The 22,509-nt window shown below is 41.8% G+C and carries 20 protein-coding genes; 3 read left to right on the plus strand and 17 right to left on the minus strand.

Translation table 11 applies throughout. The features are described 5' to 3' along the window. Nucleotides 1-92 precede the first annotated feature (92 nt). From NQ508_RS11050 to pepT, 5 genes are all read right to left on the minus strand, one after another. Nucleotides 93-1,493: an aminopeptidase gene (locus NQ508_RS11050; RefSeq protein ID WP_006428399.1), complete on the minus strand. Its 1,401-nt coding sequence runs from the start codon at nt 1,491-1,493 to the stop codon at nt 93-95. A gap of 199 nt (nt 1,494-1,692) precedes the next feature. Next, complete coding sequence (locus NQ508_RS11055; protein ID WP_006428398.1) at nt 1,693-2,562, minus strand: LysR family transcriptional regulator; 870 nt, start codon at nt 2,560-2,562, stop codon at nt 1,693-1,695. 328 nt (nt 2,563-2,890) lie between these two features. Further along, entirely contained in the window at nt 2,891-3,583 is a 693-nt protein-coding gene (locus tag NQ508_RS11060; RefSeq protein ID WP_006428397.1) for a GntR family transcriptional regulator, read from the minus strand. 30 nt (nt 3,584-3,613) lie between these two features. After that, nucleotides 3,614-4,933 (minus strand): M18 family aminopeptidase, encoded by a 1,320-nt coding sequence (locus NQ508_RS11065; protein WP_044920374.1) that lies wholly within the window; start codon nt 4,931-4,933, stop codon nt 3,614-3,616. 129 nt (nt 4,934-5,062) lie between these two features. After that, complete coding sequence (gene pepT / locus NQ508_RS11070) at nt 5,063-6,280, minus strand: peptidase T (protein WP_044920372.1); 1,218 nt, start codon at nt 6,278-6,280, stop codon at nt 5,063-5,065. Nucleotides 6,281-6,507: 227 nt separating this feature from the next. On the opposite strand from pepT, the gene yfcE reads away from it, so the two are divergent. Further along, on the plus strand, nt 6,508-7,041 hold the full coding sequence (gene yfcE, locus NQ508_RS11075) for a phosphodiesterase (RefSeq protein ID WP_006428394.1): 534 nt from the start codon (nt 6,508-6,510) through the stop codon (nt 7,039-7,041). A gap of 384 nt (nt 7,042-7,425) precedes the next feature. Here the strand turns inward: yfcE and NQ508_RS11080 are convergent, their stop codons facing one another. From NQ508_RS11080 to recQ, 4 genes are all read right to left on the minus strand, one after another. Next, on the minus strand, nt 7,426-8,628 hold the full coding sequence (locus NQ508_RS11080) for an IS110 family RNA-guided transposase (protein WP_006426109.1): 1,203 nt from the start codon (nt 8,626-8,628) through the stop codon (nt 7,426-7,428). 666 nt (nt 8,629-9,294) lie between these two features. Next, nucleotides 9,295-11,733: a cation-translocating P-type ATPase gene (locus NQ508_RS11085; protein WP_044920370.1), complete on the minus strand. Its 2,439-nt coding sequence runs from the start codon at nt 11,731-11,733 to the stop codon at nt 9,295-9,297. Between the two features lie 169 nt (nt 11,734-11,902). Further along, on the minus strand, nt 11,903-12,559 hold the full coding sequence (locus tag NQ508_RS11090; RefSeq protein ID WP_006428390.1) for a ribonuclease H1 domain-containing protein: 657 nt from the start codon (nt 12,557-12,559) through the stop codon (nt 11,903-11,905). A 5-nt stretch (nt 12,560-12,564) separates the two neighbouring features. Then, the gene (gene recQ, locus NQ508_RS11095; RefSeq protein ID WP_006428388.1) at nt 12,565-14,439 is read right to left on the minus strand and encodes a DNA helicase RecQ; all 1,875 of its coding nucleotides are present in this window, start codon (nt 14,437-14,439) and stop codon (nt 12,565-12,567) included. 279 nt (nt 14,440-14,718) lie between these two features. Between recQ and NQ508_RS11100 the strand changes: the two genes are divergently transcribed. Beyond that, a complete protein-coding gene (locus NQ508_RS11100; protein ID WP_006428386.1) occupies nt 14,719-14,955 on the plus strand; it encodes a hypothetical protein in 237 nt (78 codons plus the stop codon). A gap of 84 nt (nt 14,956-15,039) precedes the next feature. After that, nucleotides 15,040-16,608, plus strand: a complete 1,569-nt coding sequence (gene hcp, locus NQ508_RS11105; RefSeq protein WP_334290497.1) for a hydroxylamine reductase — start codon at nt 15,040-15,042, stop codon at nt 16,606-16,608. Here hcp and NQ508_RS11110 read toward each other — a convergent pair. The 8 genes from NQ508_RS11110 to nadA form a co-directional block, all read right to left on the minus strand. Then, entirely contained in the window at nt 16,605-16,895 is a 291-nt protein-coding gene (locus NQ508_RS11110) for a hypothetical protein (protein WP_006428383.1), read from the minus strand. The genes hcp and NQ508_RS11110 overlap by 4 nt on opposite strands. A 124-nt stretch (nt 16,896-17,019) precedes the next feature. Next, nucleotides 17,020-17,652: an endonuclease III domain-containing protein gene (locus NQ508_RS11115; RefSeq protein ID WP_006428382.1), complete on the minus strand. Its 633-nt coding sequence runs from the start codon at nt 17,650-17,652 to the stop codon at nt 17,020-17,022. A gap of 5 nt (nt 17,653-17,657) precedes the next feature. Next, the gene (locus NQ508_RS11120) at nt 17,658-18,212 is read right to left on the minus strand and encodes a prolyl-tRNA synthetase associated domain-containing protein (RefSeq protein WP_006428381.1); all 555 of its coding nucleotides are present in this window, start codon (nt 18,210-18,212) and stop codon (nt 17,658-17,660) included. A 141-nt stretch (nt 18,213-18,353) separates the two neighbouring features. Next, on the minus strand, nt 18,354-19,364 hold the full coding sequence (locus NQ508_RS11125) for an alpha/beta hydrolase (RefSeq protein WP_044920463.1): 1,011 nt from the start codon (nt 19,362-19,364) through the stop codon (nt 18,354-18,356). A gap of 40 nt (nt 19,365-19,404) precedes the next feature. Next, a complete protein-coding gene (locus tag NQ508_RS11130) occupies nt 19,405-19,932 on the minus strand; it encodes a flavodoxin family protein (RefSeq protein ID WP_006428379.1) in 528 nt (175 codons plus the stop codon). Between the two features lie 47 nt (nt 19,933-19,979). Continuing rightward, a complete protein-coding gene (locus NQ508_RS11135; RefSeq protein ID WP_006428378.1) occupies nt 19,980-20,795 on the minus strand; it encodes a hypothetical protein in 816 nt (271 codons plus the stop codon). A 4-nt stretch (nt 20,796-20,799) separates the two neighbouring features. Next, nucleotides 20,800-21,348, minus strand: a complete 549-nt coding sequence (locus NQ508_RS11140; protein ID WP_006428377.1) for a helix-turn-helix domain-containing protein — start codon at nt 21,346-21,348, stop codon at nt 20,800-20,802. A gap of 245 nt (nt 21,349-21,593) precedes the next feature. Next, nucleotides 21,594-22,508 (minus strand): quinolinate synthase NadA, encoded by a 915-nt coding sequence (nadA, locus tag NQ508_RS11145; RefSeq protein WP_006428376.1) that lies wholly within the window; start codon nt 22,506-22,508, stop codon nt 21,594-21,596. Nucleotide 22,509 lies beyond the last annotated feature (1 nt).

Below are 22,509 nucleotides of genomic sequence, written 5' to 3' on the forward strand. Positions count from 1 at the left end.
ATTCTTTTCCCCACTTTTTTCTAAATTCAGTCCTTACTTTTTATGTACTTTTATTTTCTCTTCCTTATTTTGTACATATATCCTTGTCTGTCTTATTTTATATCTTTCAAGAATGCTTTATATCCTCTGTAAGCTTCATAAATATCAGCCTTACTTGTCACTTCATACGGTGCATGCATAGAAAGTACAGCAACACCGCTGTCAATGACATTCATGCCATAATTTGCCATGATATATGCAATGGTTCCGCCGCCCCCAAGATCGACTCTTCCCATCTCCGCTGTCTGGAATCCGACTTCGTTATTGTCTAATACCTGACGCACTTTTGCGATATATTCCGCATTGGCATCGTTACTGTTATTTTTTCCGCGGCTTCCGGTAAATTTATTAAATACCAGACCTCTTCCAAAGTATGCTGTATTCTTTTTCTCAAATGCATCTGCATACAATGGATCAAATGCTGCACTTACATCAGAAGAAAGCATATAAGAATTTCTCAGAGCTCTTCTGACTTTTAACGGATTGCCATCTTCGGTAAGTGCCATCAGTTCTGCCACATAATCTTCAAAGAATCTGGAATGCATACCTGTTGCCCCAACGCTTCCGATCTCTTCTTTATCTACCAGAATACAACAGCTTGTTCTTTCCGGATTCTCTGTTTCCAGCATTGCAAATAATGAAGTAAAAGCACAGACCCTGTCATCCTGTCCATATCCGATCACCATACTTCTGTCCAGTCCGCAGTCTCTTGCCTTTCCTGCCGGCACGATCTCCAGTTCTGCTGAGAGAAAATCTTCCTCTTCCATATCAAGATTCTCCTTTAAGAACTGTACTACGGCTGCCTTTACCAGCTCTTTTTCTTCTTTTTCTAACTCATCATTGCCTGTAAGCGGCTTTGTTGCAACGAGGATATCCAATCCTTCCCCTTCGACTACCACGCCCGCCTTTTTCTCAATCTGCTGCTGTGACAGATGGATCAGAAGATCTGAAATCACAAGTACCGGATCATCTTCCTTTTCCCCAATAATAATGTCCTGCACTGTTCCGTCTTTTTTTGCAATCGTTCCATGGATTGCAAGCGGAATTGTAACCCACTGATATTTCTTGATCCCACCATAGTAATGCGTATCCAGATATGCCATATCACTGTCTTCATATAATGGATTCTGCTTTACATCTATTCTTGGTGAATCAATGTGTGCTCCAAGAATATTCATACCTTCTTCTAACGGTTTCTTACCGAGCTGGAACATTACAAACGCTTTCCCCATGCAGTCTGCATACACCTTATCCCCGGTTTTTAAAGTGGTTCCCTCAGAAATACAATCTTCCAGATTCTTATATCCCCATGCATCTGCCATCTTCTTTCCAAGCTTTACACATTCACGCTCTGTCTTTCCGATATCTAGACATTCTTTATAGCGGACACTCAGCTCTTCTAATTCTTTCTGCTGAATTTCTGTGTATTCTTTCCACATATTTTTTCGCTGCATCTTTTCGCTCCTCCTTTTTACTTTGCAGTCTTTCTATAAAAATAGTATCTCCGTTCACAGAATATATCCAACAAGAAAAGCGCATGTACTATAAGAAAATCTTATTTTTTTCATTGTTCTGTCAAATATAAAATATGTATTTTCCCATTATAAAATCGCAAAAAATTATCGATCGTTTTTCACAATCGATAATTTTTTCTTATGAGTTCACTACATTTTTAATTTCTTCCAGAATCTCTTTTACTTTCTTTTTGTTTCTTTTTTTTCTGTAGAATGCTTTGATCACGCACTCTCCTTCATATCCCGGAAGCAGCAGCATATCTCCATCACTATAGGAGAAATACTGACTGTCTGCCAGTGCATATCCGTCGTTAAATTCTACCTTTAATTTCATGGTATCCACATTGTCAACCAATTCTATTCCTTGTGTAAGCAACTGCGGATCATTCTTTTGTCCATTCATCATACTGCATAAATATGACTTTGTTCCATATCTGGTATAACGCTCAAGATCCTTTGCTTTAAACTCCGGCTGCTCATTTATCGATGATTCCAGTCCGATATATGCTCCGATCCGGCTGGATATCAGCGGCTTTTCTCCTATTTCATCCGGCTGCTCCAACTCATTTAGTCCGTATCCAATATAAATATCCAATGTATTTTCTCTCAGCATCCGGCTGCCTATGTAGGAATCCAGTTTACTGAAGTGGAAGTCTGCTTCGGAATGCTTATCATTAATCATCTTCTGCATCTTTGCCCAGAACAATTTGTTTATAGAACTATCGATTCCGATACGGACTACGCTGCTTTCTTTATATCTTTCTATCTCATGCAGCATCCGTTCGTGCGTCTGCACCATCTCCCTGGCATACTCATAGACAATCTCCCCTAATTCTGTCAGGCAGATCTCACCATTGCCTCTCTCCAGCAGAGTCCCTCCCGCCATTTTTTCCAAAGAGGCGATCTGCTGACTTACTGCCGTCTGTGTTACATAATTTCTTGCTCCGGCCTTTGTAAAACTCTTGAGTTCCACTACATCCAAAAAATATTTATATTTCCAAAGACTCATTTTGCATACTTCCTTCCGATGACTGCTTCAGATGATATATTTTTCTTTTATATCTTTTGTCGACAATCGTCAATGAGGTTGAATGTAATATACCATATATTTGTATATTTTTCAACATATTATTTGTATTTTATATCTCTTTTTGTATTTTATGCACAACATCTGTCATTTTAAAACCTGCTGTATGTTAAAAAGATCGTTACAGGCATCTCCTTACAACACATGACAATAAAAAAGAAATGCCTGTGTCATTACACCAACATTTCTCTTTTTCATCCATCATTCATTTTCCCGGAATCATACTCTCCAAGATCCCTCTACGACTTCTTTATGAAATCAGAAAGTCCAGTGAAAACTTCGTGTCTGCTTCCGTCATTCCCTGTTCTTTTAAAAGTCTGTGGATCGTACTCATATAATGATCCGACAATACCCTGCAGATTTCTTCTTTCTTCCTGCTCTTGCATGCTTCCAGCAGTTCTTTATGTATCGGATATTGTCGTGTGATTACTGCTTTTTTGTCCGATGCCAGATTATACCCCGTTACGATATTCCCATAATTCAGACTTTTCCATGCCTTATACAGACTTTTCATTCCGGTCATTCTGATCAGACAGCTGTGGAACTTATTATCATATGAAAACAGCTGATCATATTCGTCCACATCCAGATTCTTCATGCGTTCCAGGATTTCTTCCATCTCCTGCAGCGTTTCTTCCGGTATCTTTCCTCCCAGAAGACGCACTGCCATAATCTCATAATTCGCACGCATCAGATAGATTTCAAATGATTCTTCGAATGTGATCTCTTTCACGGAACATCCGGCATTTCTTACATATTCTACCAGGCCTTCGTTCTCCAGTTCGCGCAGTGCCTCTCTGATCGGCGCACGACTGGTCTGGAATTCCTTTGCGAGTTCCTGTTCGACAATCTTCTGCCCCGGCTGCAATTCCCTGTTAATGATCCGTTTTCTTATAATATCTACAATACTTTCACGTAATGTCTTGTATCCTAATTCTGTCATAACTTCTGTTATCCTGTCTTATTTTTCTAACTACTGGTTAATCTGATAATTTCCATCCGAATCAGCCTGTATATGCGATGCATAAAATGTCTCTACCGCTTTCACCATATACTCCGTGTCCTTTACACCGGCCGTCTCATAGGCCGAGTGCATGGCAAGCTGCGGTAATCCAATATCCACTGTATTCATTGACACCTGCGTCATCGCAATATTCCCCAATGTACTTCCCCCGGCCTCATCCGAACGATTAGCAAAATACTGTAATGGTACGCCTGCTTTTTCGCAGATCATCCTGAATACTGCCACACTGACCGCATCACTCGTATATTTCTGTCCGGCATGTGATTTGATCACAATGCCGTCATTCATATAGACGCAGTTTGTCGCATCCGTCTTCTGCCTGTAATTCGGATGTACCGCATGGGCATTGTCACAGCTCAGCATAAAGCTTCCTGCTACTGCACGGTGAAATTCCTCTTCGTTCTTTCCAAGTGCTTTGTTCATCCGCCACAATACATCATAAAGAAATGTAGATGCAGCTCCCTGTTTTGTTCCCGAACCCACTTCTTCGTTATCAAAACAGGCATAGACATTGATATTCTGTTCATTTTCCGCTGCCAGGAATCCTTTCATAGATGTAAATGCACACTGCAGATCATCCAGTCTCGGACACCCGATAAATTCACGGTTGCTTCCCCATCTGACCGCTCCCATACGGTTATACAAGAACAGATCCATGCCATAGATATCCGTATCTTTTAATCCCAATTCTTCTGCAACTAAGGATCTTACCTCTCCTTGTTCTTTCACGCTTCCCGATAATACCGGTAACATATCAATCTGTTTATTAACAGCTCTTCCTTCATTCACTTTCCGGTCCATATGAATTGCAAGACTCGGTATCATCAGAAGATCTCTGTCCACCTTCACAAGTCTGGTTTCGATTCTTTCCCCATTCTTAACCATAACTCTTCCGGCCAGTGACAATGGTCTGTCGAACCATGTCTGGCAGATCATACCGCCGTAACCTTCGGTATTCAGTACCGTATATTTCTTTGCAACCTCAATCTCCGCATTTTCTTTCAGTTTAAATGCCGGCGAATCACTGTGTGATGCTGTCACATGGAAACTGTAGTTGTCCAGTTCTTTTCCGGCTTTTACTGCAATGATACTGGAATTATTTCTTGTTACATAGTATCTTTTCCCAGGTTTGACCTTCCACTTTTCTGACTCTTTTAATTCTTCGAATCCTTCCTGCTTCAGGATCTCTTTTAATTCTGCAACCGCATGAAATGCTGTCGGTGCATGTTCTATAAATGTTGTCAGTTCTGATATGATATTTATTTCCATTATATTCCTCTTCATCTTCCGTTTTGTTCCGTTCCTGTCTGACAAATGTAAACGGTTCTTTACTGTACTTCCCCATAATACAGCAGATCGTCATTACAAACAAGCACCAACCGCCAAAGAAATCCCTGTTTATTTTGCAAACATACCAACGATATCTTTTACCATCACAACAGCTTTATCCATTCCTTCTACTGTAATGTGCTCATATACCCCGTGGAATGCATATCCGCCGGTTCCAAGATTCGGACAAGGAAGCCCTTTGAAGCTTAATCTTGCACCATCCGTTCCCCCGCGGATCGGCGCAACATCTGGAACGATATCCGCATTTTCTGCGGCCTTCTTTGCATATTCAATGAGCTGCATGCATGGTTCGATCTTCTCACGCATATTGTAATAGGATTCTACGATCTCAATTTCAACCGTTCCTGCTCCATACTTTTCATTCAGACTGCCTGCGATCTCCTGCATTTTTGATGCTCTTGCATGGAATCCGTCTGTATCAAAGTCACGGATAAAATACTTCATCTTTGTCTCTGTAACATTTCCATGAAAGCTTACCAGATGATAGAATCCTTCGTACCCTTCCGTTGTCTCCGGCCTTTCTGATACCGGCAGCATCTGGTGGAATTCTGTTCCAATCGTCTGTGAATTCACCAATACATCTTTTGCAGTTCCTGTATGTACACTGACACCATGGATCGTGATAAATGCTGTAGATGCATTGAAGTTCTCATACTGGATCTCACCTTCGGCGCTTCCATCTAAAGTATATCCGTAATCTGCTCCGAATCCTTCTACATCGAAATGCTTTGCTCCCCTTGCAATCTCTTCATCCGGTGTGAATCCGATACAGATCTTTCCATGTGGAAGTCCTTCTTTCAGAATCTCATCTACGACAGTCAGCACTTCTGCAATTCCGGCTTTGTCATCCGCGCCCAGAAGTGTTGTTCCGTCTGTCGTGATCAATGTCCGTCCCTTTAAATCTGCCAGATATGGAAATTCTTCTACTTTGATCGTCTTTCCACTTGTTCCAAGTACTACGTCTTTGCCATCGTAATTCTCGATGATCTGCGGATGAATATTGTCTCCCGGCGCATCCGGTGCTGTATCCATATGCGCGATCAGTCCCAGTGCCGGTGCATTTTCACATCCCAGTGTTGCAGGAACAGATCCGTATACATATCCTTTCTCATCCACTCTTGCATCTTCAATTCCCAGTTCTTTCATCTCTTCCACCAGTAACTCTGCAAGTACCAGTTCCCTGTCTGCCGATGGAACCGTCTCGCTCGTCTCATCACTTGTCGTCCATACAGACACATACTTTAAAAATCTTTCGTAAGCTTTCATCTTACTTCCTCGCTTTCTGCATTTCTTAACTTTATTGTAAATCATTCTTTTATAAATGTATAATGGTGAATGTCGACAATTTAATGTTCTTAATTTTGTTATATTTTTCCCGGGATTTATGTTAAAATTCTTTTAGGTGCTCTGATATCAGATCTCCTGATATTCATTCTGATATTAGATGCTCTGACAACAGATACTTATATAATATCAAAGTGAGGTATATACATATGAAATTAATGATTGCATCCGATATCCACGGCTCTGCTTACTACTGCCGTAAAATGCTTGACGCTTACAAACGTGAAGGTGCTGACCGCCTTCTTCTTCTCGGAGACATCCTTTATCACGGTCCGCGTAATGACCTGCCAAAGGATTACAATCCAAAGGAAGTCATTGCCATGTTAAATCCTATGAAACAGGAGCTGCTCTGTGTCCGTGGTAACTGCGACACGGAAGTAGATCAGATGGTACTGGAATTCCCGATTCTTGCCGACTACTGCTTCCTTGAAATTGACGGGCGCACCATCTTCGCTTCTCACGGACATCATCACAATCCAAAGAATCCTCCGATGTTGAAAAAAGGAGATATTCTTCTGAATGGTCATACACACATTCCTGCAAATGAAGATATGGGGGATTTTATCTATATGAATCCAGGTTCTGTATCAATTCCTAAGGAAGGTTCTGCTCATGGATATATGATCTGCGAGGGCGGCAAATTCACCTGGAAGGATCTGGACGGAAATATCGTTGGGATTTAATTTAGAAGGCATGACTACCCGGACCTGCATAAAAAGTAGGAAGCCGTTCCTGTTCAGGTTCCGTCGGTGGGAAATACTAAAGCGTCAAAATTATGCTAAAAACGGGCTTCCGAAATTTGCAACTCGCCATTCGGCTCAAACAGGCAAATTTCGAAAACCCAACGCATAATTTTGACGCTTAACTATTTCCAACACCTTCTTCACATTCACAGGAACGGCTTCCTACTTTTTATTCCGTGGATATCAAATGCCTTAAGAATGAAACCTGCTAAGAAAAGTCAATAATTATTTTTATCTTTTTTATTTTCTGTCACAAAATATATTTGCGTACCACAAATAGACTGTCTGATTGGCAGTCTAAAAAATTATTTATTTTATATAAGATTATATATTTTTATATAGTTCGGTTACTCGAGCATAATAAATGCGTAAAAACTTATTTAATCCGGCTATCTTTGCTGATTTTTTACTTTTACCTTCTGATTCCTTTTTTACAACATATCGGTAAACCGGATCTTCTGGCCTGGAACGCATTTTTAAACTTCTCATTGTTTCGTATCCTACTTTGCGCAATGATGCTGAACCACGTTTCGAGATTTTCCTATTACAACCTACAAATTGGCCAGATTCATACGGTGGTGGATCAATTCCTGCGAATGCAACCAATGCCTTCCCGTTGCGAAATCTGCGAACATCTCCTATTTCTGCAATTAACTTTGGGGCTAATGTATTTCCCACTCCACCCATTTCTCTTACAACCGAATATTCTGGCAAAGTCTTGGCTATTTCCTGCATCCGTGATAAAATTAGACCAAGGGTTGCATCAACTTCCTTGAGCACCCGAACTGCTTCAGTCACCAGCATTTTGACCGATGAGGTTTCTGAAGGTAATGTGGGAATACTTTCCTGAGCCAGGGTGTATATAACTTTGGCTTTTTCCTGGCTTGGGACGTATTTCTTTTCTTTTGCCCAAAGTATATACTTTTCAGTAAATTCCTGTTCAGACATAGATGTTATTACATCATAATGCCAAAAACGTTCCACAAAATCACTTCTTTTATCTTTCCGATTTGTTTCATTCCAACTTGCAAGAAGATTCTTTATTCCAGGCATGGTCAAATCTAAAAGATGGGTCAATTCAGCGAGAGATAAAAGATGAAGCTTCATATAATGCCGATATTGCTGTCCAAGCAACTTCAACTCTTCATAAATCACTCCAGAAATTTGAAATTCTTTCATTTTAAACCAATGATCAATTCCATAATTAGCAATGATACGGGAATCAATCTTGTCGGTTTTGGCTTTTCGCAGACTTTCGTTACGATAACTTTTCATAAGATACGGATTAATTACAGAAACAAAAAATCCTTTTTCCTGTAAATATGTAAGAACTGGAAGATGATAAATTCCGGTTGCTTCCATAACGATTTTGACTTCATCATTTAGTCTGAAAAGCATGGAAGATAATTCGCTTAAATCCTTTTGGGTATGGGTAATATTGAAAGGCTTACTAACAATCTCTCCATATGGTTTCAAAATACATACTGTACTTTTCCCTTTTGATACATCAATTCCTACGCTGATCATAATATACTCCTTTTCTTTTTATAGAATTGCAGTTGTTTATCCCATCTACACTTATTATGATTCAGTTTAGTTCGTTACGCGAAAGCTCCTGCGAGTTTCAACCTGCTTAAATGAATGTTTATAATAAGGGGATGGCTGACGGTTTCATTCACGGATGTGAAAATCCTAATGGCAATATGTCATACCAACTACTTCCCTTATTATAATAAAATAAGTGTAGATGTTAGAGTTAATTCCTCTCTAACAACTACACTTTTATGGTACTAAATGGCAATTGCGTAACGGTTGTGACAGCGGAAGGTTACAGTAATCAGCTGTCATTAGCGGATTTTCAAGGCTTTTGACAAGATTGTGTACCGTAGTGGACTACACCAGGTTATAGTTCCGGGTATTTCATTTCTTAACATCCGCTGCCAGTCACGACTTGAAGGAAACAATAGATAAGGATTATTGTGAATGTGGAATGCCGTTAGAAACAGTTAGAGAGTCGGAATCACCGTTAAAGGAACGAAGCGAACGAGTTTGAGCGTAGTTCCTTTGCTTTTAGGTGATTCTGACTCTCTTAGTGTTTCTTATGGTATGGAACCTGAACAAGAAGCCTTATCTATTGTTTCCTTCAAGGACTGAGAGGCCGCTTCCCAGTTAATAAATGAAATCCCAATCGACTTATTCTTCTCTATGCCTTATCTTCCGATATCCTTTCTGCAATCCTCTTACCAAAAGTGTCAGGTATCGCAGTACTGCCTCGGTTGCAATCGAGAATACTACGAATAACATGATACACTTCGTTGACATTCCCGTAATTGCGAATAATTTCGGCAGGAAGATGATACATAAGATACAGCCGGTCAGGCATCCTCCCCAGACTACACCGCGGAAGATATTGACCGGTTTACAGATATTGAACAGGATGATGAATCCTACGATCAGAAGCAACATCGTTGCTGCTGTCGAGATATCTGTAGTATTTACATCAAATGTCTTACCGAATACGACCAGTGCGCCGACCATTAGTACATCGGTCAGGCCTGCCGGCAATGCCTTCAGGAATACATTGGTCAGGAAATGTCCCTGTATTCTTTCTTTATTTGGCTGGAACGCCAGGAAGAATCCAGGTACTCCGATCGTAAACATGCTAATCAGCGATATCTGGGATGGTTCCATCGGATAGGTAATCATCAGCACTACGGAGAATAGGGACAACAGGAAGGAGAAGATATTCTTCACCAGGAACAGACTGGCTGAACGCTGGATATTATTAACCACCCGTCTTCCTTCCATTACTACCGACGGCATACATGCAAAGTTGGACTCCAGTAATACCACCTGCGAAGCCTGTACTGCCGCGTCACTTCCGGATGCCATGGCTACACTACAGTCGGCATCTTTCAATGCCAGTACGTCGTTGACACCGTCTCCGGTCATTGCTACTGTCTTGCCCTGGTCTTTAAGGGCGTGTACGAATTTACGTTTCTGATCCGGTGTTACACGTCCGAATACTGTATAATTGGCAACCGCATCTGCAATCTCTGCATCACTGTGAAGAGTCGCTGCATCGACATAACGGTCTGCATTTGCAATTCCGGCTTCTTTTGCCACTTCAGAAACGGTCAGGGGATTATCTCCGGATATAACTTTCACTTCTACACCCTGCTCTGCAAAGTAAGCAAATGTCTCCGGTGCTTCTTTTCGGATTGGATTGGCAAGAAGGACATATCCAAGCGGCGTTACCTTGCCGGTCAGTGCTTTTCCGTCCAGTTCTCCGTCATACGTACCGAATACCAGCACACGGTTTCCTTTTCCTGCATACCCTTCAATCTCTTCTTTATATTCATCAAAATCATCTCTCAGCACGAATTCCGGTGCTCCAAGTACATGTACTTCCTCTTCGTATGTGACACCACTGTATTTGGTTGCAGATGTAAACGGAGTTACAGACCCGGCCTTCTTTCCTGTTCCTTCTTTAAAATATTCTTTTAATGCCTCCATAGTGATGTTATCACTGCTCATTGCTTTCGCAAAATCACCAAGCATTTTCGGAAGTTCCGGCATTTCATCTTTTTTATAATTGGATGTCGGAACCACATCCTTTACACTCATGTTTGTCTCTGTAATCGTTCCGGTCTTATCAACGCAAAGCACATTAACTCTTGCGAGGGTCTCAATACTCTTCATATCGTGAAGTAAAACCTTCTGTTTTGCCAGACGCATTGCACTGACTGCCATTGCTACACTCGCAAGAAGGTATAACCCTTCCGGAATCATACCGATCACAGCCGCCACCATAGAAGTAATACTGCTTCGGAATGGATCTCCGTTAAAGAAGAAGCTCTGCACGAACAGTATAATTCCGATTGGGATCAATGCGATACCGACAAATTTTACCAGTTTGTCAAGTGAACGGATCATTTCTGACTGCTCACCTTTCTGCATTGCTTTTGCTTCCAGTGTCAGTTTGGAAATGTAGGAATCCACACCTACTGCATCCAGTCTTGCATGACATTCTCCTGCCACAATAAAGCTTCCCGACATCAGATGATCTCCCGGATTCTTGGTAATCTCATCTGATTCTCCTGTCAAAAGAGATTCATTGACCTGCACACTTCCATGTACCACTTCTGCATCAGCACAGACCTGATTTCCTGCTTTAAAGATTACAATATCATCCAGAACCAGACTCTCCGAATTGACCCGTGAAGTCTTTCCGTCTCTGACCACTGTTGCATGTGGTGCATTTAGCATATTTAATTTTTCCAGTGTCTTTTTGGAACGGATTTCCTGTATGATACCGATCAGTGTATTAAAAATGATGACCGGAAGGAATGTCAGGTTGCGGAACGAGCCCACAATTATCAGAAGGATCGCCAGAACCAGAAAGATCAGATTAAAATATGTAAATACATTTTCCTTAATGATTTCTTCCGTTGTCTGCGCCGGAGGATCGACTGATATGTTACCCCACCCGTCACGCCTGTGTTCTTCTGCCTGCGCCGACGTCAGGCCTTCCTCATAATCCGGCTCGTATCTGGTTGTCGGTGTACGTTCTATTTCATAATCACAGGCTTCTTCCTGCAGTTTTCGTTTTCGCCTGTCGTTTTTTTTCATAGAGTTCCTCCTTATCAGCTGCATTCTACTGTTACATTCTGATTTTATCTATTATTTGTATTTAGTATACACCAGAATATGCCAATATTGTATTAACACTTTATGAATTCTGTATGTATTTTTGCTGAAAATGCAGTTCACATCTTCATGTAAACTGCATCTGCTTCCTCTATATACTCACATTTTCATCCGTACGAAGCAATGCACTTTTCGCAAGCTGATCCGCTTCTTCGTTATAATGATTTCCTGTATGCGCTGCGACTTTGCAGAAAGATATCTTTATCTGCTCTGCTGCTTCCTGCATATGTGCCGCATACTTGCTGGTAAGCGGTGTCTTGGCCCGCCACACGCCTGTCACCCATTTTTCCACACCTTCGTAATCATAGCGAATCTCTACTGCCGGATACTCATGCTCTTTCGCCCATTGCACTGCATTCATCGCGCCGAGCATTTCTCCTGCTACATTACGGATCTTCACGCCTTCCGGATCACAACCGCTTCCAGATTTTCTGAATTCTTCTCCGGCCGGTGTCAGGATCACACAGCCAAATGCATATCTTCCGATGCTTTTTTCAAAGCTTCCGTCCACATAGGCAATCACCATATTTTCCGGCACTTCAACAATTCCTGCTGCTTCTTTTTCTTCATCCTTAGATACATTTGCAGTAGTTGACATTTGCAAGAATGCCATCGCTTCTTCTCTGTCTGTGAAGCCTCTGAACTCTGCTCCGGAGTATCCGGACGTCGCTTTCTGACACTCTGCCCAGGTCTCAAATAATCCTGTCTTATGTCCTTTTCTTACTGCATATATTTTCTTTTTTGCCATATCTATTATCCCTTTCTGAGAATTTCTAAGAATCTATCTCCATACTTTTCCAGTTTATGCTCTCCGACACCCGATACTTCCAACATCTCATCCCGTGTCGCCGGACGCATTACACACATGCCGGCAAGTGTCTTATCTGCAAATACCATATACGGCGGTACCTTTTCTTCCGATGCGATCTCACGTCTGAGTTCCCGTAAGCTTTCGAATAATTCTGCATCTTTTTCTGAAAGTTCCGCTGCCACTGCGCCTTTTTTGCGTCTGTTCTTTTTCTCTTTTGATTCAGATTTCTTTTCTGTCTCTTCTTTCGGAAGCTTCATGATCAGCGGTTCTTCCGTTTTCATAAATGCTTTCCCTTCCGGTGTCAGACAGATTACCGGATATTGTTCGCCCTTTTCTTCCACATATTCGCGGAACTGTAATTCCCTTAATATCTGTCGTAATCTCGGAACCGTCCGCTCACTTAACACTGCATATTCCGGATTCTTATCCAGATTCTTGCCCAGGATCTTCTGACTCTTTCCGCCGTGCACAATATCGATCACCATCGCTGCCCCGTAATTCCAGTCCAGTGCATCCAGACACCGCAGGATTGTATTCGCCTCCAATGTGATATCTACCTCTTCAAACTGTGTCTGGCAGTTCAGACAGTTTCCGCAATAAGAACTGCTCTTTTCTCCAAAATAATTCAAGATATATTGTCTTAAGCATTCCGACGTAAAGCAGTAAAATGTCATCTGTTTCAACCGTTCCAGATCCCGTTCTTTCACAATTTTGCGCGTCTCTTCATCCAGTTCGCTGTTCTCTTCTCCATTTTCAATAAAGAGACGGTTCGTTCTTACGTCTCTCGGCTCGTAATACAGGATACATTCCGACGGCTCCCCGTCTCTTCCTGCACGTCCGGCCTCCTGATAATAGCTTTCCATATTTTTCGGCATATTATAATGAATGACAAAGCGTACATCCGGCTTGTCGATTCCCATTCCGAATGCATTTGTCGCCACCATGATCTGCCGCTTTCCATATATGAAGTTCTCCTGATTTTCCTTCCGTTCTTCATCCGATAATCCGGCATGATATCTGGTTACGGAGAACCCTTCATTTCTCAGATCGTAACAGACCTGCTCCACGCTTTTTCTTGTCAGACAGTAAATGATTCCACTGTCACCGGATGTATCACATCCTTTTTCCTTCAGATAACTGACTAATTCCTTATACTTATCCACAGGTTTCTTCACTGCGAAGAAAAGATTTCCACGATCGAACCCGGTTGTTTCCACATACGGGTTCTGAAGCTTTAAGATATCAAGGATGTCTTCTCTTACTTCTGCCGTCGCTGTCGCCGTGTATGCACCGACCACCGGACGGTACGGCAGACGATCCAGAAAATCCAGGATCTTCAAATACCCTGGGCGGAAATCCTGTCCCCACTGTGATACGCAGTGTGCCTCATCTACTGCAACGAAAGATATCTTTACATGCTCAGACAGTGCAAAATCCAGAAAACTTTCTGTCTCCAGACGCTCCGGTGCCACATATATGATCTTGTACCTTCCCTGCTTTGCAAGCTGCAGTGCTTTGTAATACTGTCCTGCAGTCAGAGAACTATTTAAGAAAGCGGCATGGACTCCCATCTGGTTCAGCGTTCCCACCTGATCTTTCATAAGCGAGATCAGCGGCGAGATCACGATTGTAATTCCTTCCATCATAAGTGCAGGCACCTGATAACACACCGACTTTCCTGCTCCGGTCGGCATGATTCCAAGCACATCCCTGCCTCCCAGTACCGCTTTGATCACCGGGATCTGTCCCTCCCGGAAATGGTCATAGCCGTAGTATTGTTTCAGTATCTTTTCCGCTTCTTTGATTGCCTCACTCATTCTGTCCTTGCTCCTTACATTTCGTCTTTTTCTACTCATCACTTTTTTGATCCGCAGATTTTCCCACACCCACTATGTCTTACTATCTTATCACATTTGCCCCTGTCTTTCATCCCATCTTTCATAGACAAATTCTTTTGACTTTCCAAACTTTTTTCAGTATAATTGTTTCAGTTTCTGAATAAACAAAATTATGTCTTAACAATATCAAAGTATTACAACAACAGCAGATTTTTCTATAATCTGTAATATTTACTGAAAAAAAAGGAGGATAAACACATGGATTTCCGACAGATCACCATGATGCAAAAGATAAAATCAGGCATGGATCGTTTTCGTGCCAACCATCCAAAATTCCCGCTGTTTTTACGCGCCGTATCACAGGACGCATTAGTAGAGGGATCAATCATCGAGATCAATGTTACTACACCGGAAGGGAAAAATTATTGTACCAATGTCAAGCTGAAAGCCGATGACATGGAACTTTTTGATTCGTTTAAAAATATGCAGGGTTAATTTTCCCTGCATATTTTTTATTCTTTGGAAACATACTAATTCTGTCATAAATATATAGCAAGGAAGGTATTTATTATGGAAGAAATGTTTTGTTTCCAGTGTCAGCAGACCGCTCATAATTCCGGATGTGAAGGGCGTGCCGGTGTCTGTGGAAAGAAAAGTGACACCGCCAATTATCAGGATGAGCTTACCGGTGCGCTGATCGGCCTGTCACGTGCCGTGCGTAAAAAGCTTGCCCTGAATCCGGATGCTTCTTTCGAACATGCGGATGAACTTATCTTAAAAGGGTTATTCACCACGATTACCAATGTTAATTTTTTCAATGATACGATTATCGAACTCATTCGTGAAGTAAATGTCGAAAAGGACCGGATCTATCCGGATATCATGAATTATGATGTCCACCATATCTGGGAAGATCAGGAAGATATCCGCTCGTTAAAGTCTCTGATTCTTTTCGGACTGCGCGGCATGGCTGCTTACGCTTATCATGCTTATGCGTTGGATTATGTAGACAGAAATGTCCTTGATTTCTTTTATGAAGGACTCGAAGCCCTCGGTTCGGAAAAAAGCAGTGACGAATTACTTGCTCTCGTATTAAAAACGGGTGAGATCAATTTCCGCTGCATGGAGCTTCTGGATCATGCGAACTCTGGTACTTATGGCAATCCGGTACCGACAGAAGTTCCACTGACCATCGAAAAGGGGCCTTTCATCGTTGTCAGCGGACATGATCTTCATGATATGGAACTGTTATTAAAGCAGACGGAAGGAAAAGGAATCAATATCTACACCCACAGTGAGATGCTTCCGGCACATGGATATCCGGAATTAAAGAAATATTCTCATTTAAAAGGAAACTTTGGAACTGCCTGGCAGAGTCAGCAGTCGGAATTTCACAACATTCCGGCACCTGTGTTATTTACTACCAACTGTCTGATGCCGGTCCGTCAGAGTTACTGCGACCGGGTATTTACCACCTCCATCGTGTCATATCCGGATCTGGTGCATATCGGAGAGGACAAAGATTTCACTCCGGTTATTGAGAAAGCTCTGGAATGCAAGGGATATCCGGAAGATCATCCGATGACCGGAATCAACGGCGGGTCTACAGTCACAACCGGATTCGCCCACAATGCTGTTCTTTCTAATGCCGGGCATATCGTGGAACTTATAAAGGCCGGCAAGATCCGCCATATCTTTCTGGTCGGCGGATGTGACGGTGCCGCTCCGGGACGAAGCTACTATACGGATTTCGCCAAAGCTGCACCTATGGACACCTTGATTCTGACTCTTGCCTGCGGAAAATACCGGTTGAATGACCTGGATCTTGGTTCCATCGACGGTATTCCAAGGATCTTGGACATGGGGCAATGTAATGATGCTTATAGCGCTATTAAAGTTGCTCTTGCACTTGCAGAAGTCTTTGACTGTACCGTAAACGACCTCCCGCTCACCCTGGTTCTTTCCTGGTATGAACAGAAGGCCGTATGTATCCTGCTTACGCTATTATCTCTCGGTGTGAAAAATATCCTGCTTGGTCCAACACTTCCTGCATTCGTCTCTGAAAATGTATGGAAGATACTGGTGGAGAATTATAATATTCAGAAGATCAGTACTGTGGAAGAGGATATGAAGAAAATCCTTGGTTAATGATCTTCAAGATTTGCGAAGAACAATTCATAGAAATCATCTTCAGCCTCGATCATCGGCGAGTTCTCCCCTCCGCCATTGGTGCTTCTTTTCATTGCGGCATGGAATTCTTCTCCTGCCGCAATTAATTCCATTTCGTATAATTCGTAACCAAGATTCCGGCAGGTCTTGCAGAAGGCAGATAGCGGGTCTGCTTCTGTTCTGGTTGCGAGGAGCTGTTGTTTTAACTTTTCGTCTTTTAATGCTTTGTTTTGTAATTCGTCTAATATACTTACTACGTCTGCCATAATCCTCAATCCTTTCCTGCTAAAAAAGAGAGTAACACATTTCCTATGCTACTCCCTCGTCTCTAAGACTATTATATGAATTTCATTTTACTTGCGCAAGCTTTATTTTCATAAATGCATTTACTTAAATATGTTTCCCACAGATATCTGCCAGACAGCATTTCTCACAATGCGGCTTCGTCCTCGCTGTACAGACGTCTCTTCCGTGATATACCAGCCTGTGGCAGAAATCACTGCCTTCTTCCGGCGGGATGATCTTCCAAAGTTCCATCTCTACTTTCTTCGGTTCCTTGATTTCATCTACCAGACCGATCCGGTTACAGAGTCTGATGCAATGCGTATCCGTAACAATCGCCGGTTTGCCGAACACATCCCCCATGATCAGGTTCGCACTCTTTCTTCCGACTCCCGGAAGTTTCAACAATTTATTAAAATCATCCGGGACTTTTCCATCATATTCATCACGGAGCATGCGCATACATGCACTGATATCCCTCGCTTTACTCTTGCCCAGTCCGCATGGTCTTACAATTTCTTCGATCTCTTCCGGTGTGGCTTCTGCCAGTGCATTGACATCCGGGTACTTTGCATATAAGCTTTCTACTACTACATTGACTCTCGCATCCGTGCACTGTGCTGCCAGACGTACACTGACCAGCAGTTTCCACGCATCGTCATAATCCAGCGTGCATCCCGCATCCGGGTATTCTTTTTTCAGGCGGTCGATGACCACCAGTGCCAGTTCTTGTTTATCCATTTTTATTACTCCTGTTCATTTCCATCCGAAAGCTTCACCGTAATATAATCATGATGGATTTCTTTCAGAAATTTATCAAATACATCCGCTGTCTTCATCTTGATACTGGAAGTGTTCACACATGGATGACATCCGAATTCTTCCTGTTCCAGAAGTTCCTCATCCACCAGAAGCTGCACTTTATTCTCCGGATCAAATATCAGTCCCATGACAGTAGCTGAGCCCGGCGTTACATTCAGATATGTTTCCATGTCTTCTCCCGATGCAAAGGATAATCTCGTGGTCGGGATCTGCTGTGACAGTTCTTTTGTCTTGAGCGCTTTGTTTCCTGGCATCAAAAGCAGATAATATGACGTTTTCTTCCGGTTACATAAGAACAGATTCTTACAGATCTCCATTCCCAGCGCTTTATCAATCTCTTCACAGGCTTCCATTGTCATGACTGCTTCGTGATCCGCTCTGATGTAGGGGATATGCAGACTGTCCAGTATATCGTAAACTTTTATTTCTTTTTCTTTTCGTCCGGATGTGTCTTCCGGGCGTCCATTGTATAACTCCATTTTATCTCTTATCCTATATCAATTTTCTTGTTCCTTCTTTTCTCACTATTATACAATTATCAATTTAGTACTACAAGTAATTTCCAGTTTATAGATTCGATTGCCACACTGTTTTGAAATGCCTGTACCCTTTATTCTCCTCTATTCCACTTTCAGATATTTCTCCATCCACACTTCTGCAAGCTGCGTCCAGCTCTGTACTTCTTTCAGCGTTTTGCGGATTCCCTCTTTCTGCTTTTCCGTCCATCTTGCCGGCTTTTTACGTCCGATACCGAACTTCACCAGAAGTTCCTCTCCTTTTTCCTTTGGAAATGGAGTCTCGCCGGCCTCGATTGCCTCTGCAAGCATCTGCACCTGTTCCTGTGTATATCTTTTTCCTTCTTCCTGCCCTATATTCTGCTCTAACCACTCTTCGGTTGCCACAGATAGTCCATGGATTCCTTCTGAAAATACATGCTGTGCAAATGGTACACCAGCCTGTGCACAAGCCTGTGCAAAGAGATAACTGTTCTCCACCGGAACTGTCTGATCTGTTACGGTCTGCCACAGGAAACATGGCGGTGTATCTTTTGTCACATGATTTTCCAGCGACATATAGTCCAGTTCCTGCTCTGACGGCTCTTTTCCAAACAGTGCAACAAAGGAATCTCTGTGTGCATATTTTCCTGAAGTGATGACCGGATAAGACAGGATTGCTGCATCCGGGCGGTTGGATACATTCTGATATGCTTCTTCCGGATCTTCTACATCCTTGTTATGTACACAAAGACTCCCACACAGATGCGCTCCTGCCGAGAATCCGCAGACTGCAACCTGATCTGGTTTGATATGGTATTCTTCTGCCCGGGAACGGATCATCCGGATGGTTCTTGACATGTCATTTAATGGCTGCAGCTTCAGTGGTGCTTCATCCAGCTGGTTTACCGTGTATTCCAGAACGAATACATTGTAGCCTGCCTGATAGAATTCCATTGCCGGCAGGTGTGCTTCCGACGGGGATGTTTCTCGGTACGCACCACCCGGCGCAATGAGCATTGCAGGATGCTTCTTTTCATCCTCATGGATATAGCTGAACATCACCGGTATGAAACCATGTGCTGCCGGATAATGGTACTCCTCTTTTTTCCATATTTCGATTCTTTCATTTATCATACCTTCCATTTCTCCTTCTATCATACACTGCTCTGATCAGCTATAAAATCTCTTTTCCAATATTTTCCAGTTCTTCCATTGCTTCCACATTTTTCACAAGTTCATCTTTTCCATTTGCATAATAAGATTTCTGGAATAATACATCCCAAGACAGATACGAAGCCATGCATTCAAACTGTTTGCGGATCAGTTCATACTGTATGTTGTCAGTTGGAGAACCACCAACGACAATCACTCCTATCTTTTTCTCCTTTAACTGCATTCCTCTGCAGTAACATTTATCAATGATCTGTTTCATCTGTGCAGACATTCCCCACCAATAGACCGGCGTTGTGAACAGAATCATATCCGCAGCTGCAATCTTATTGATTGTTGGATTGGTATCATCCTGGTCTACACATCCCTTATAGCATTGACAGACACCGCATCCTTTGCATGGAGCAATCTTTAATTTGTCCGGAGCAATGATTTCAATCTCATTCTTTTCAGCTGCTCCTTTCATAAATGCATGGATTGCTGTTAATGTGTTGCCTTTTCTTGCACTTCCGTTAATAATTACAATTTTCATTCATTACTACCTCTCTTTCGTAATATGCCTCCATTTATTATAATCCTCTATGTTTTCAAAAACAAATACGGATATTTTCTCATTTGTGCAAATATAATCGTTTCCACACGTTGTCTTATCTCTTCCGGATATTCTTCTGCATTTGCAAGCAATTCCGTCACATCTTTTTTTGTAAAACAGAACTTTAAATTTATTTTATATAAAGATTCGGAAATATCTAATTGTTCATCAAATGCACTGCATATTGTTTTTGACCGAACCTTATCCATAAGTATATAAATATTTCCTGTCAAAGGATAGTCCATCGTCGTATCTGCCAAAAGTCCTGCGCCGTTATCAAAAATCGGACAGTATGCATAATCGCCTTTTCCATTCATCAAGACAGCTATGTTGTGCATATGTCGGTCTTCATTCAGGAAAAATGCATCTATCGTCAACAATTTATTCATATATATTCCAAAATTCTGAAGTCCCGTCATCCGTTCTACCTGTTGCACTAAGAAACGTAATCTTTCCTCATGATCTGGTATTCTATACAGGCTTTTATACAAACTTTCTCCAAAAAAATTATGAAACAGCCTCTCTAAAGTTATGATCTGCCAGTCTTCACTCAGGAAATTTTTACTTTTTGCTCCGTTATAAATTACCGTTCCGTATTTTATTTCTTCCAGGTCATAACATACAAATTCTTGTTCAGACAGCGTAGATCTTTTTAGCAGATGCGATATCATATACTCTGTCAGTCCTTCATATCCTGTATAATCAGCTTTGTACCAGATTCCTTTATTCTCCCATTTTAACTGATTCCCTTTTGACGACTGCCGCTCATTTGTCCTGATATTCTGTTCAAAAAGTTCTATCATTCATTTACCTCTCTATACGGATCCAAAAATCATCCTCCGCCATCCGTCCTTCCGTTTTCTCTATGATCATGATTGGATCATAAAACGGCAGTTCCAGCTCTTTCAATATCAGTTTCATCTTATCTCTGCTTTTCGGAAAACATCTGGATTCCAGAAATTCCATATACTGATTATAATCCGGCTCTTCCATAACCCCAAATGCTCGAAACATAATCTTATCTGTATAATTTTTTATTTTTACTTTCCGTTCCCACTCATTCACATCAATTAAAGTACATACATCCTGACCATACATATACCATATCCTGAGCGGCCATACCTTTTCCGGAACTTTGACTTCCTGCTCATATTCCGGATATTTTTGCAGCATCCTAAGAAATGGAACAATTGGCCCACGGATAACTTCTTCACTTCTCTCCCAACGCTCTACTGTCGGTTTTGAACAGTTGATAAATTCCGCAAATTCTTTCTGTGTCAGATGTAATTCTTTCCGGATTCTCTTGATTTCCTTTGCTGTTGTATATTCTGGTGTTATAAATAATCTTTCTTTCATAACCTCACCTTCTGTTTTTATGATACCCGTTTTTTCTTTATTAAATCACAAACTTTATTATTTGTAAAGCAAAAGTAATTAAAATGATTGTTTTTTAATCATCAAAAACCATTATTTTAATTGTTTCATTGTTTTTAACAGCTCAAACAAAGTCTTCCGAACACATAGCAAGAAAAAATACCACCAGATTCCATTCTCGGAACCTGATGGTATCTTTTCACATAATTTCGTATTCAAAGAATCTTCTACTGCGCTGCCAGCTTCAGCATCTTCTCCAGCGGAAGCGCCGCTTTCTGGCGCATCTCTTCACCGAGATTCACCTCTGGCTGCATAGTCTCGAGTGCTTCTTTTACACCTTCCAGACGTACCATCTTCATATTCGGACAGAACTGTCTGTGTCCTACAGAGTAGAACTTCTTCTCCGGATTCTTCTGGTGCAGTTCATAGAACACACCCATCTCGGTACAAATAATGAATGTATTGTTTTCTGACTTTGTCGCATAATCAATGATCTGTGATGTACTTCCGATGAAGTCGGATAATTCCAGAATATCGCCTGTACATTCCGGATGTGTCAGTACCAGCGCTTCCGGATGCGCCTCTTTGGCTTTCTGGAGTTCTTCTTTATGGATACTCTTATGTACATGACAGAAACCATCATTAAAGATGAAGTGCTTCTCCGGAAGCTGGCTTGCCACATAACGTCCAAGATTCTCATCCGGGATAAAGAAGATATCTTTATTCGGAAGATTCTTCACGATCTTCAGTGCATTTGACGATGTTACACATACGTCTGACTCTGCTTTGATCTCTGCGGTTGAGTTCACATAACAGACTACAGATACATCCGGGTATTCATTTCTCACTTCCCTGATCTTATCTACGTCTACCATGTGTGCCATCGGACAGTCTGCATGACCGTCTGCCATTACGACTCTCTTCTTTGGATTCAGGATCTTCGCACTTTCTCCCATGAAAGAGACTCCACAGAAAACAATCGTGCTCTCCGGAACTTTGGTTGCAATCTCTGCAAGATAATAAGAGTCTCCTACATAGTCTGCAATCTCCTGCACTTCCCCATCTACATAATAATGTGCCAGGATTACAGCATCTTTTTCCTTTTTCAGTTTTTTGATTTCATTTTTGATCTCTTCGTTCATT

It is taken from the genome of Dorea longicatena (assembly GCF_025150085.1).
In the GTDB taxonomy this organism is placed as follows: domain Bacteria; phylum Bacillota; class Clostridia; order Lachnospirales; family Lachnospiraceae; genus Dorea_A; species Dorea_A longicatena.